Annotated in this window: 12 protein-coding genes and 2 tRNA genes; 8 read left to right on the top strand and 6 right to left on the bottom strand. The window is 72.5% G+C overall.

Translation table 11 applies throughout. From position 1 onward, the window contains the following. Positions 1–60: 60 nt before the first annotated feature. A complete protein-coding gene (locus BS83_RS38145; protein WP_037607874.1) occupies positions 61–600 on the bottom strand; it encodes a PPA1309 family protein in 540 nt (179 codons plus the stop codon). Between the two features lie 98 nt (positions 601–698). Here BS83_RS38145 and BS83_RS38140 point away from each other — a divergent pair, with 98 nt between their 5' ends. The 4 genes from BS83_RS38140 (at position 699) to BS83_RS38125 (ending at position 4,192) form a co-directional block, all read left to right on the top strand. Continuing rightward, positions 699–1,565 (top strand): UPF0182 family protein, encoded by an 867-nt coding sequence (locus BS83_RS38140; protein WP_157597484.1) that lies wholly within the window; start codon positions 699–701, stop codon positions 1,563–1,565. Between the two features lie 73 nt (positions 1,566–1,638). Continuing rightward, positions 1,639–1,712 (top strand) — tRNA-Met (locus BS83_RS38135). 146 nt (positions 1,713–1,858) lie between these two features. Beyond that, positions 1,859–1,932, top strand: a tRNA-Met gene (locus BS83_RS38130). 349 nt (positions 1,933–2,281) lie between these two features. Next, on the top strand, positions 2,282–4,192 hold the full coding sequence (locus BS83_RS38125) for a tetratricopeptide repeat protein (RefSeq protein WP_157597483.1): 1,911 nt from the start codon (positions 2,282–2,284) through the stop codon (positions 4,190–4,192). 426 nt (positions 4,193–4,618) lie between these two features. Here BS83_RS38125 and BS83_RS38120 read toward each other — a convergent pair whose 3' ends face one another. Further along, positions 4,619–5,734, bottom strand: a complete 1,116-nt coding sequence (locus BS83_RS38120; RefSeq protein WP_198035388.1) for an endonuclease/exonuclease/phosphatase family protein — start codon at positions 5,732–5,734, stop codon at positions 4,619–4,621. Between the two features lie 88 nt (positions 5,735–5,822). On the opposite strand from BS83_RS38120, the gene vanR-Sc reads away from it, so the two are divergent. Further along, a complete protein-coding gene (gene vanR-Sc, locus BS83_RS38115) occupies positions 5,823–6,491 on the top strand; it encodes a VanSc-type vancomycin resistance response regulator transcription factor VanR (RefSeq protein ID WP_037607870.1) in 669 nt (222 codons plus the stop codon). Further along, the gene (locus tag BS83_RS38110) at positions 6,488–7,624 is read left to right on the top strand and encodes a sensor histidine kinase (protein WP_037607868.1); all 1,137 of its coding nucleotides are present in this window, start codon (positions 6,488–6,490) and stop codon (positions 7,622–7,624) included. The genes vanR-Sc and BS83_RS38110 overlap by 4 nt, the downstream gene beginning before the upstream one ends. Here the strand turns inward: BS83_RS38110 and BS83_RS38105 are convergent. From BS83_RS38105 to hisN, 3 genes are all read right to left on the bottom strand, one after another. Continuing rightward, the gene (locus tag BS83_RS38105; protein WP_037607866.1) at positions 7,604–7,945 is read right to left on the bottom strand and encodes a DoxX family protein; all 342 of its coding nucleotides are present in this window, start codon (positions 7,943–7,945) and stop codon (positions 7,604–7,606) included. The two genes, BS83_RS38110 and BS83_RS38105, sit on opposite strands and share 21 nt — an antisense overlap. Positions 7,946–8,036: 91 nt before the next feature. Continuing rightward, positions 8,037–8,708, bottom strand: a complete 672-nt coding sequence (locus BS83_RS38100; protein WP_063774311.1) for a DedA family protein — start codon at positions 8,706–8,708, stop codon at positions 8,037–8,039. A gap of 75 nt (positions 8,709–8,783) precedes the next feature. Next, the gene (gene hisN, locus BS83_RS38095) at positions 8,784–9,578 is read right to left on the bottom strand and encodes a histidinol-phosphatase (RefSeq protein WP_037607864.1); all 795 of its coding nucleotides are present in this window, start codon (positions 9,576–9,578) and stop codon (positions 8,784–8,786) included. A 194-nt stretch (positions 9,579–9,772) separates the two neighbouring features. Between hisN and BS83_RS46865 the strand changes: the two genes are divergently transcribed. Together BS83_RS46865 and BS83_RS46860 are read left to right on the top strand one after the other, a co-directional pair. After that, positions 9,773–10,450: a PemB family protein gene (locus BS83_RS46865; RefSeq protein ID WP_037607863.1), complete on the top strand. Its 678-nt coding sequence runs from the start codon at positions 9,773–9,775 to the stop codon at positions 10,448–10,450. Continuing rightward, a complete protein-coding gene (locus BS83_RS46860) occupies positions 10,447–11,361 on the top strand; it encodes a right-handed parallel beta-helix repeat-containing protein (RefSeq protein WP_037607861.1) in 915 nt (304 codons plus the stop codon). The genes BS83_RS46865 and BS83_RS46860 overlap by 4 nt, the downstream gene beginning before the upstream one ends. On the opposite strand, the gene BS83_RS38080 is transcribed toward BS83_RS46860, so the two are convergent. After that, positions 11,342–11,665 (bottom strand): DMT family transporter, encoded by a 324-nt coding sequence (locus BS83_RS38080; protein ID WP_037607859.1) that lies wholly within the window; start codon positions 11,663–11,665, stop codon positions 11,342–11,344. The two genes, BS83_RS46860 and BS83_RS38080, sit on opposite strands and share 20 nt — an antisense overlap. Positions 11,666–11,974 lie beyond the last annotated feature (309 nt).

The following is an 11,974-nucleotide window of genomic DNA, read 5'->3' as shown; positions in this document are numbered from 1 at the left end:
ACGTGACCGCCGCCATGTCCCGGGGCGCGGAAAGGGTCGGCGCGGCCGGCGGGGAAGCGGTCAGCTGAAGGTGGTGAGCAGCGCGTCCGCGAGACCGGGGACCAGGTCCGGGCCGGTGAGGACCTCACGCGGGGAGTCCTTCTCGCGCAGCCGCAGGGCCGTCTCACGGGTGCCGTCGCGCAGGACCGCGACGGTCATCCTGACCTCCTGGCGCTCCGGATGCCTGGCCACGAAGGCCGCGAGCTCGCGCTCGCTCTTGCCGCCGGGGATGGCCGACTCCGCAGAGGGCGGGAGGATCAGCCGCTCGACGACCAGGGCGCAACCGGCCACGGCCTCGGGCCAGGCGATGGTGCCGAGGAAGTCGTCCAGCTGCGTGCCCTTGGGCAGCTCGTCCTGCTCGATCGGGGTCAGCTCGCCCTTGGCGCCGGGCTCCAGGCCGAGCTGGCGGGCCAGCGCGGGCTGGTTGGCCAGCAGCTCGCTCGTGTCGACGAGGGCGAAGAGGCGGGCGGGCTGGTCCCAGCCGAGGCCTGCGGCGTACTCGTCGATCTCGAGCGCGGCGCGGGTGAGCGGGCGGGCGGCAGGGGGCGTGGCGTCGGACATGGAACCTATCCTCACATGTCGTCGGGAACTCAAATAATCGTCGTCGGAGTTGGACTATCCGACCCCCACCGCCACCACGACGAGCCCGAGGACCCGCCTTGGTATTCCAGATGCCGACGCCCGGCCCGACGACCCGCCGCCGTCCCAGGGTCCTGCCGCTGGCCTCGGCGACCTCAGCGGGCGTGATGCTGGCGGCCCTGGTGGTGCTGGCAGCGCCGACCTGGGGGCAGTTCTTCCTCTTCGTGGTCTTCGGCTCGGTGATGGCCCTGATGGTCGGCGGCAACTGCTGGCTGGCCCACCGGATGCGGCAGCCCTTGAGTGTGATGTCGCCCGAACAGGTGAGCCTCGACCCGTGCCGTCAGCTGGTCGCGGGCCGCAAGCCGCTGCTGCTGGCGGCGGTGGCCGGACTGCCCGGGGTGCTGGCGGGGGCCGCCGCGGCGACCCACGCGGAGCTCTGGCGCGACACGGTCCACGAGGCGCCCTGGGGTACCAGGGACCCGAAGTTCCATCTGGATTCCAGCTTCTACCTGACCACGGTGCCCTGGTACCGGTTCCTGGTCGACTTCGGCTTCGCCGCGATGTTCGCCTCGCTCGCCGCGGCCGGCGCCGTGCACTACCTCTACGGCGGGCTCCAGCTGCAGGACCGGCGAAGACGGAGCACCGCCGCGGCGCGCGCCCAGCTCTCCATGCTCTTCGCGGTACTGCTGGCGCTCAAGGCCGCCGCGTACTGGCTGGACCGGTACGACATCGTCGGCCGCGCCGTAGCGCTCGGTCCACGGGAGTTCGACGCCTGGCTCCAGGCGAAGACGCTGCTCTGCTGTGTGGCGCTGATCTGTGCGGGGCTGTTCCTCCTCGTGCCGCTGCGCAGACGGTGGCTGCCGGCCTTCACCGGCCTGGGCCTGCTGATGCTCAGTTCGCTCCTGGCTGGCGGGGTCTATCCGCTGCTGGTCGGCGCGCTCGGCTGAGGCCGCGGCGCGCGTCACCGAGGCCGGCGGTCGAGGGCCGTCCGGCCCCCGTGCTATGGTTGAGACACAACGACGCGGGGTGGAGCAGCTCGGTAGCTCGCTGGGCTCATAACCCAGAGGTCGCAGGTTCAAATCCTGTCCCCGCTACTCCAGAACGAAGGCCCGGTGCTCAGGCACCGGGCCTTCGTCATGTCCGGCCTCGCCGGGGCGTGCGGTGCGGATCGGGTGCGCTCCCTTCGCTTATATCGATTTGCTCTGATCAGCGAACGTGTCGTACAGTTGAGACACAACGACGCGGGGTGGAGCAGCTCGGTAGCTCGCTGGGCTCATAACCCAGAGGTCGCAGGTTCAAATCCTGTCCCCGCTACTGATGGCAACAGGCCCGGTGCTTAGGCACCGGGCCTGTTGTCTGTTCGGGCCTCGTGCCGCCGCCGCGCCGGTGGTCCGATGGTCCGAACGGGTAGGAATCTGACGACCAGTCTTATTTCGCCCTCGGAGGGGAAGATGGGGCTCACCAGGCGTCACGGGACGTCAGCGGCAAGCTCTCGCACACGTGTTGCACAGTAGATGTGTCGCGAAATCGACAAAGCGCTGAAGTAGCCTCACAAGCTGCGGTATACCAGGTGTACGCGGGTTGCGGATGGTGCGACGATGAGCTCGATTGGGGAGATTGCGTACCAGGGGTGCCCGCAGCCCCGGCGGACGCGGGAGTCGACATGTCGGTAAAGGCTGGAGGCCCGGCAGGGGCCGAGCAGGCGGGGCGGCTGCCGCTGCAACGCGCCCAGGACGTCCGGCTGGACCACGCGGCCCTCGATTCCGATCCCACCTTCGAGCACCCGGGCAGCGTCGACGACGGTCCGGCCGCCGACGAGCGCGCCCTGGAGGGCGACGAGAGCCCCGACGGCGTCGACAGAGCCGACGGCGTCCACAGCGCCGAGAGCTTCGAGGCGGTCCTCGCCGCCCGGGAACAGGGCGCGCTGGAGGCGCGCTACCGCGACGCCGCGGACGCCGGCGACACGGGCGCGGCCAGCCTGCTGGGCGCGCTGCTGCTCCGCCGCGGTGATCTCGACGCGGCCGAGCCCTACCTGCGCCGCGCCGCCGTCGCGGGCCTGCGCGCGGGTGCGAACAACCTCGGCGTCCTGCTGCACCAGCGCGGCTACCGCGAGGAGGCGGGCCACTGGTGGCGTGCCGCCGCGGTTGCGGGCAGCGCGCCGGCCGCGCACGCCCTGGGGCTGCACCTGCGCGACCACGGTGACGAGCCCGGCGCCGAGTACTGGCTCCTGCAGGCGGCCGAGCAGGGCCACACCGGTGGCGCCTTCGCCCTCGCCGACCTGTTCGAGCACCGACGCGACGTCCGCGCGGAGAAGTGGTTCCGTGCCGCGGCCGAGGTCGGCCACCGCGAGGCGGCCTACCGGCTCGGCCGACTGCGCGAGGCGGCGAAGGACCCGGCGGGGGCCGAGCCCTGGTACCGCCAGGCGGCCGCGCGCAGCCACGCCGCAGCGGCGCTGCGCCTCGGCAGCCTGCTCGAAGCGCGGGGGGACCGCGAGGACGCCTCCCACTGGTACCGCCAGGCCGCGCAGGCGGGCGAGTCGCGCGCGGCCTGCGCCATGGGCTTCCTGCTGCGCGACCTCGGCGACGCGGTGGGCGCGGCCGACTGGTGGCGGGAGGCGGCCGAGGCCGGCGACGGCAACGCGGCGAACGCGCTCGGCGCGCTGCACGACGAGTGGGGCGAGACGGAGATGGCCCAGCAGTGGTACCGCACCGCGCTGGAGGCGGGCGACCACAACGGGGCGTTCAACCTCGGCCTGATGGCGGCCGCGCAGGGCCAGGACGCGATGGCCGAGCAGTGGTACCGCCGCGCGGCCTATGCCGGACACCGGGAGGCGGGCAACGCGCTGGCGGTGATGCTGCTGCAGCGTGGTGACACCCCAGGTGCCGAGCCGTGGTTCTGCAAGGCCGCCGAGGCGGGTTCCGTGGACGCCGCCTACAACCTGGGCATCCTTCACGCCGACCGCGGTGAGCTGCACTCCTCTCAGGAGTGGTACGCCCGGGCGGCGGCGGAGGGGCACGCGGACGCGGCGCTGCAGTTGGGCGTGGCCAAGGAGCGCCGCGGCGACCTCGGCGCGGCGATCACCCGCTACCGGCAGGCTGCTGACGGAGGCTCGGCGGAGGGCGCGTTCCGGCTCGCCGTGCTGCTGGAGCGCCGCGAGGACGAGTCGGGCCGCCGCGGCGACGACGCGGAGCGGTGGTACCGCAGAGCCGCCGAGGCGGGACACGGTCGCGCCCAGGTCCGTGTCGGCGTCCGGGCGGCGGAGCGCGGCGAGACGGAGGAGGCCGAGCACTGGTACCGGCGCGCCGCCGAGGGCGGCAGCCGCAGCGGTGCGTTCAACCTCGGCCTGCTGCTGGCGCGCGAGGGCGGTGAGTCGGAGGCGATCCGCTGGTACGCGACGGCGGCGGAGGCCGGCCACGGCCGTGCGGCGCTGCGGCTCGCGCTGATCGCCGCCCGTCGTGGCGAACTGCTGGAGGCACGGGTCTGGTGCGTCCGTGCGGCCGAGCTGGGGCCCGAGGCCGTCACCGAGCGCGCGGAACGCCTCCTCGAAGCGCTGCGGTCCGAACTCTCCGCCTGAGGCCCGGCCGACCCGGGCCCCACGCGTGAGCGACCCCTGCGGACGGGTCGACACCGCGGAATCCGGCGGCCGAGGCCTGGGGGTCTGGGGGTGACCGTCCATCGCGCGGCTGCGCCCGCGAGGCCGCCGCAGGACATGCGCCCACCGACAGGGCTTTGACGCGCTGCTTCGCGCGCGGCGTCGGCAGCGATGTCCTGACCACGGGCCGGTGCCGCGTGCCGGCAGGGCTGTGACGCGCCGATCCGTGCTCGCGGCGTCGGCGCAGCCATGCGTGCCTACCGGCTGAAGTCGCGAGGGCCCACATGGCTGTGGCGATGTGATGCGCCTGCGCCCTCGGTCGACGGGCGATGCCCACCGCTCCGTGCGGCCCGTCGCCCGGCGAGTCCGTGGGGCGATCCGCGCGTGGCGTCGGTCGGTGCGAGGGTCCTACCAGCTGATGGCCGCCGCCACGGGCAGATGGTCGCTGCCGGTGGCGCCCAGCACCCGGGAGCTGTCCGGCTGCACGCCTCTGACCAGGATCTGGTCGATCCCCGCGACGGGGAACGCGGCCGGCCAGGTGAAGCCGAAACCGTTGCCCGCCGTGTCCTGGGCCGATTGCAACTGTGAGGTGAGGGGGGCGAACGCGCGGTCGTCCGTGGTGCCGTTCAGGTCGCCGAGCAGCACCACCCGCCGGCTCGGATCGGCGGCGACGGCCTTGCCGAGGATCTGGGCGCCGATGTCCCGTGAGGTCGTCCAGAAGCCGGCCCTGGGGTTGACCCGGACGGACCCCAGGTGCGCCACGTAGACCGTCAGCGGACCCCTGGGCGTCGTCACCGTGATGCGCAGCGCCCGGTTCCCTGCCGTCTTCTCGGCGAGCGGCTTCGTGGCTGCCAGCGGCCCGAAGTCCATGATGTCGAGCTGCTCGGCGTCCGAGAGCGGCAGCTTGCTCCAGAGCCCGACGGTGCCCTGCACCGCGCGGTACGGGTACGCCCCGGCCAGTCCCTTCTCGTAGGCGCCCGTGGACTGCGGGGTCAGCTCGACCAGGGCCAGCAGGTCGGCTCCTGAGGCGGCGAGATCCCGTGCGGTGCGGGCCGGGTCCGGATTGCCGGCGTCGACGTTCTGTTCGGCCACGGTGAGGTCGCCTGCGGGGCGGGACTTGTCCAGGAGCAGCCCGCCGAAGAGGTTCAACCAGACCACGACCGGCAGCAGCAGCGCGACCACCGCGGAGGCGGAGCGGCGCCACAGCGCCCCAGCCAGCAGGACCGGGACGAAGACGCCGAACCAGGGCAGGAAGGTCTCCACCAGGCTGCCGAGGTTTCCTGTCCACCCGTTCGGGATCTCCGCGTGCAGCAGCAGGAGCAGCCCGAGCACCAGCGCCGCCGCCGTGAGCACCGGGCCGCGCCTCCAGGGGCCGGGCCCGGCCAGGGCACGCAGTCCCCGGCGCACGCCCCCGCGCCGCCGGCGGGCCCCGTCGGGCCGCGGCTCCGCCGTCGTCCGTGCGCGCGCACCGTCGGGGGAGGCCTCGCGGCTCGCTGCAGGTCCTGGCGGTGGGTTTCGCGTCATGCGGACATTCGACAATGACGGGGTGTTGTGCGCGCGTATGCCCTTTTGGATACGCCGACGATACGCGTCGGCTCCTAGCATCGAGTGCATGCGTGTGCTGATCGTCGAGGACGAGCCCTACCTGGCGGAAGCCGTCCGCGACGGTCTGCGGCTGGAGGCGATCGCGGCCGACGTCGCCGGAGACGGCGACACCGCGCTGGAACTGCTGAGCGTCCACGCGTACGACATCGCCGTGCTCGACCGCGACATCCCCGGACCCTCCGGCGACGAGATCGCCCGGCGCATCGTCGCCTCCGGCGACGGCATGCCGATCCTCATGCTCACCGCCGCCGACCGGCTCGACGACAAGGCCTCAGGGTTCGGCATCGGCGTCGACGACTACCTCACCAAGCCGTTCGAGCTGCGCGAGCTCGTGCTCCGGCTCCGGGCGCTGGACCGCAGGCGGGCCCACAGCAGGCCGCCGGTGCGGGAGATCGCGGGCCTGCGGCTGGACCCGTTCCGCCGCGAGGTCTACCGGGACGGGCGTTATGTCGCGCTGACCAGGAAGCAGTTCGCCGTGCTCGAAGTCCTCGTCGCCGCGGAGGGCGGTGTGGTCAGCGCCGAGGAACTGCTGGCCCGCGCCTGGGACGAGAACGCCGACCCGTTCACCAACGCGGTGCGCATCACCGTCTCGGCGCTGCGCAAGCGGCTCGGCGAGCCGCCGATCATCGCCACCGTGCCCGGCGTCGGCTACCGCATCGACGGAGGCGGCGCGTGACGCGGGCACGCGGGACGAGCGTGCGTCTGCGACTCACCCTCAGCTACACCGGCTTCCTCATGCTCGCCGGAGTCCTGCTGCTCGGGGCGGTGTGGGTGTTCCTGCTGCGGTACGTCCCCGAGCGGGCGCTGCTGGTCTACAGCGGCACCGACACGCACGGTGTCTTTCCCATCCGGTCCAACCTGCTGCGCGTCTTCGCGCCGAAGGCGGCCGCGGTACTGGCGGTCCTGCTGGTCTTCGGGCTGGTCGGCGGGTGGTTCCTCGCCGGTCGGATGCTCGCCCCGCTGACCCGCATCACCGAGGCCACCCGCCTGGCCGGCGAAGGGTCGCTCGCGCACCGGATCCGGCTGCCGGGCCGCACCGACGAGTTCCGGGAACTGGCCGACGCCTTCGACACGATGCTGGCCCGGCTCGAAGCGCACGTCGCCGAGCAGCGGAGATTCGCGGCCAACGCCTCGCACGAGTTGCGCACCCCGCTGGCGATCTCCAAGGCGATCCTCGACGTGGCCCGCGCCGATCCGCACCGCGACGCCGACGAGGCATTCGAGCGCCTGCAAGTCGTCAACACCCGGGCGATCGACCTGACCGAGGCACTCCTGCTGCTCAGCCGGGCCGAACAGCGGACCTTCGCCCGCGAGCCCGTCGACCTCTCCCTGGTCGCCGAGGAGGCGACCGAGACGCTGCTGCCGCTCGCGGACCGGCGCGGCGTCAGCGTCGAGACCGCGGGCGAGATCGCTTCCGCCGAGGGGTCGCCCGCGCTGCTGCTGCAGTTGGCCGTGAACCTGGTGCAGAACGCCATCGTCCACAACCTCCCCGAGCGGGGCGTCGTGCGGGTGACCACCGCCGCCCACCCGGGCCGGGCGGTGCTGACCGTCGAGAACACCGGCGAGCTGATCGCCCCGGAGCTGGCCGCGACGCTCACCGAGCCCTTCCGACGGGCCACCGAGCGCGTCCACACCGACCAGGCGGGTGTCGGTCTCGGTCTGGCGATCGTCAGGAGCATCACCCAGGCCCACGACGGGACCCTCACCCTGACCCCGCGCGCCGACGGCGGACTCCGCGTCACGGTGGAACTCCCCGCGGCGGACCGGCCGGCCGACGCCGGGGGCGGTTCACGCGGTCAGCGCGAGTGAGGCGACGACCGGTGCCAGGTAGATCAGCGGGAAGGGGATGTGCGCGTACGAGCGGGCGCGGACCACGGTGATCACCGCGCCGGTGAAGTAGAGGACCAGACCGATGCCGGCCGCGATCCCGACGAGGGGCACCAGCAGCCCGATCAGCAGGCCGAGGGCTCCGGCGGCCTTGGCCGCTCCCAGCCAGGTCCACCACGACCGGGGCACGCCGTATGCGGTGAGCGGCTCGGTGACCCACGTGGCCCCGGCGAGGACCGAGCCGGCCGAGAAGGCGGCCAGCGCGGCTCCGACGACGGTGACGGCGGTGTAGGCGGTCGACATGTCAATCTCCCCATCAGGCAGGCTTCGAACGAGTTCGTCACTGCCCTGACCCCGCGTCCGGCGGGAGTGTGACATCGGGAGGGAAAAAGATTCAGACCGTCGTCTGCGCCGACGCCGCGGCCTCGTCGGCGTCCGGGTCGTCCAGCCAGGCCTCCGCCTTCTTCTCGGCGCGGCGCTTCAGCAGGACCAGGCCGGCGATCACCACGGCTGCCGCGCCGACGGCGATCCAGCTCGCCACCGAGGCGTAGTGCTCCACCCTGTGCCAGCCCGCGCCGGCGAAGTAGCCGAGCAGCACGAAGCCGGTGGCCCAGATGATCCCGCCCAGCACGTTCCACACGGCGAAGGTGCGGTAGCGCATCTCGGAGACTCCGCAGAGGCCGGGGACCAGCGCGCGCAGCGCCGCGGCGAAGCGGCCGGCGAAGACCGCCTTGCCGCCCAGCCGCTTGATCAGCTCCTTGCTCTGACGGACGCTCGACGGTTTGATCAGGCGGGCCGGGAGTCGGCCGAGCAGGGTGTCGCCCCAGCGCTTGCCGACCGCGTAGCCGATGCTGTCGCCGATCACCGCGCCCAGGATCGCCACCAGCAGCACCGCCCACAGGTGGGTGTGGCCGTTGTAGGCGGTGACGCCGCCGATGACCACGGCCGTCTCTCCGGGGATGAGGAATCCGAGGAAGACGCTCGACTCGAGCGCGGGCAGCAGGAACACGGCGATCAGCACCAGCGTGCCGTTCAGTGCCAGCAGATGGTCGCTGATCCAGGACACAGTCAGTCCTTCGGCAGGGGGGAGAGCGGGACGGGACGGGCTCTTACCGTACCGTCCGGCTCCGTAAAGGGCGGATCAGCCCAGGCGACTGAGCGCTTCCCCGTGCAGCAGGCCGTTGCTGGCGACGGCGTTGCCGCTGCGCACGCCGGGGACGCCGTCCAGGCCGGTGAAGCGGCCGCCCGCCTCCTCCACGATCACGCAGGGGGCGGCCATGTCCCACAGGCTCAGCTCGGGCTCGGCGGCCAGGTCCACCGCGCCCTCGGCCACCATCATGTACGACCAGAAGTCGCCGTAGGCGCGGGTGCGCCAGCAGGCCCGGGTCAGGTCGAGGAAGGAGTCCAGCTTGCCGCGCTCCTCCCAACCGCTCAGCGAGGAGTAGGAGAAGGACGCGTCCTCCAGCCGGGACACCTCGGAGACCTTGATCCGTGAGGCGCGGGTCAGGCTGCGGCCGGTGAACGCGCCGGTGCCCCGCGCGGCCCACCAGCGGCGGCTGAGGGCGGGGGCGGAGACGAGGCCGACGACCGGCTGCTCGCCGCCGGGGCCCAGCTCCATCAGCGAGATCAGCGTCGCCCAGACGGGGACGCCGCGGATGAAGTTCTTGGTGCCGTCGATCGGGTCGATCACCCAGCGGCGCGGGCCCTGGCCCGCCGTGGTGCCGTACTCCTCGCCGAGAACGGAGTCGCGTGGCCGGGCGCGCTGGAGGTCACCGCGGAGGAGGTCCTCCACGGCCTTGTCCGCGTCGCTCACCGGGGTCAGGTCCGGCTTGGTCTCGACGGCGAGGTCGAGCGCGCGGAAGCGGTCCAGCGTGACGGAGTCGGCATGGTCCGCGAGGACGTGGGCGAGGCGCAGATCGTCGGAGTAGTCGGCCATGCTCTGAACAGTAACGATCGCCGGGGGTGCGGTGCCAGCGCCGTCCAAGCCGGGCGGGGCGTGTTGTGCGGGGGCGGGGCGAGGGGATTGACTTCGCCGGGAACCGCCCCGAGGCTGAGCCGGAGCTGACATGACGTCAGCTCATGTTCACTGGTGGAGGTTTGCCCGTGAGATCGGCTCCGAGAGCGAAGAGAGTGCTGGCTTCCCTGCTGGGGACGTTCGCCCTGGCGCTGGCCGGGATCGCGCCGGCGTCGGCGTCGCCGACCGGCGCGGCGTCGGGGCGCGACCGGGACGACGCGCGGGTGCTGCTGGTCTGCAACGGCAGCACCACGCCCTGCCCGCGAGCGGGCCAGGGTGGGCACGGCGGACGCGACGGGTACGGCGGGCACGAGTACCGGACGGTCCAGGCCGCGGTCGACGCCGCCCGCCGGGGCGACTGGGTGCTGATCTGGCCCGGCGTCTACCACGAGAAGGCGACCGCCGACGCGGGCGTGCTGATCACCACGCCCGGTGTCCACCTGCGCGGCCTCGACCGCAACCGGGTGGTGATCGACGGCAGCGACGGCACCGCGGCCCATCCCTGCCCGTCCGCCCCGGCGCTGCAGGACACCGCAGGACGCAGCGGGATCGTCGTGTCCAAGGCCGACGACGTGTCCGTCGAGAACCTCACCGTCTGCAACTACCTGTCCGGCGGCGAGGGCGAAGGCGGCAACGAGATCTGGTGGAACGGCGGCGACGGCAGTGGTGCGATCGGCCTGCACGGCTATCACGGCGCCTATCTGACCGCGACCTCCGGCTACGGTTCGGCGGACGCGAGCGCGCCGATGGCGCAGTACGGGATCTTCGCCTCCAACGCGACCGGACCGCGGTGATCGCGCACACCTACGCCTCGAACATGGGCGACTCCGACTACTACGTCGGCGCCTGCCGCAACATCTGCGGGGTGACGCTCACCGACGCGCACGGGCAGAACTCGGCGCTCGGCTTCTCCGGCACGAACTCGGGCGGCTACACCATCCGCGACTCCGAGTTCGACCACAACCGCACCGGCATTGCGCCGAACTCGCTGAACAACGACGACGCGCCGCCACCGCAGGACGGCAGTTGCGCGGGTGCGCCGCAGGCCTCGTGCACCTTCATCGAGCACAACTTCATCCACGACAACAACAACCCGAACGCGCCCGTCTCCGGGCTGGCGCCGGTGATCGGCGTCGGGATCGAGATCTCGGGCGGTCACAACGACACGATGCGGGACAACCGGATCGAGCGGCAGGGCAGCTGGGGCATCGTGCTGCACGACTTCCCCGACAGCGAGACCCCGCCACCGGGCAGCGACTGCCAGGGCGGCGTGCAGCAGGCCGGTGTCTGCCTCTTCCTGTCCTACGGCAACGTGGTCGCGGGCAACGCCTTCAGCCGGGTCGGCTTCTTCGGTAACCCGACCAACGCGGACCTGGCGAACGAGTCGGCGACCGCTCCGCGGAACTGCTTCGCGCGGAACCGGGTGATCGGCGGCGGCCCGCTGACGAGCGACCCGGCGTCGATCCAGAGCGGCGCGGTGGACGGCACGCCGTGCGGCGCGGGCGCCGGGGTCGGCGACGACCGACTGCTCTTCGGTGAGCTGGTCTGCGCTGCGGGCTTCGGGCCGTGCCCGGTCCCCGGTGCGAGCTACCCGCAGCGCACCGGCCTGGACCTCGCGCCGATCGTGGCGCAGGACTCGATGCCGCGTCCGTGCGCGGGCCTGCCGCGGAACGCGTTCTGCGAGGTCAGTGGCCGGAGCCGCTGAGCTGGAGGCCGACGACGCCGATCAGCACGAGGCTGATGGAGATCAGTTTCAGTGCGGAGACGGTGTCGCCGAGCCAGACCATCCCGACGATGGCGGTCCCCGCCGCGCCGATGCCGGTCCAGACGGCGTAGGCGGGGCCGACGTCGAGCGTTTTGAGCGAAGTGGTCAGCAGGCCGAAGCTGCCGAGCGCGAAGCAGGCGAAGCCGACCGTGGGCCAGACCTTGGTGAAGCCGTGACTGAGCTTGAGACAGACGGCGAAGCCGGTCTCCAGCAGCCCAGCGATGATCACCAAGAACCAGGCCACGGACCCTCCACCGAGCAGCGATCGAGTGATCACCATAATTGCGGGCAAAACGGTCAGGTGCAAACCGCCCGAGCTGGCAGCGTCCGGCGCCGCGAGGCCCTGCTTGATTCACTGCGTGCGCGAGAGGCCACTGACATGCGGATGGCCCTGCGCGTTCGGTGCTCTCCTTGCGTGGGAGGGGTACCTCCCGGCCGCAGGCTGAGGGATTGTCGCGCCCACGCGTCGGAGGCGCAGATCGGCAGAGCCGCGCGCCCCTGGACGCTGCAACTCACCCTCCCGCTCCGATCTGTCGCGCCCACGCCCAAGGCG

The organism is Streptacidiphilus rugosus AM-16, assembly GCF_000744655.1.
Classification (GTDB): domain Bacteria; phylum Actinomycetota; class Actinomycetes; order Streptomycetales; family Streptomycetaceae; genus Streptacidiphilus; species Streptacidiphilus rugosus.
This window is presented reverse-complemented; position numbering and strand designations above follow the sequence as displayed.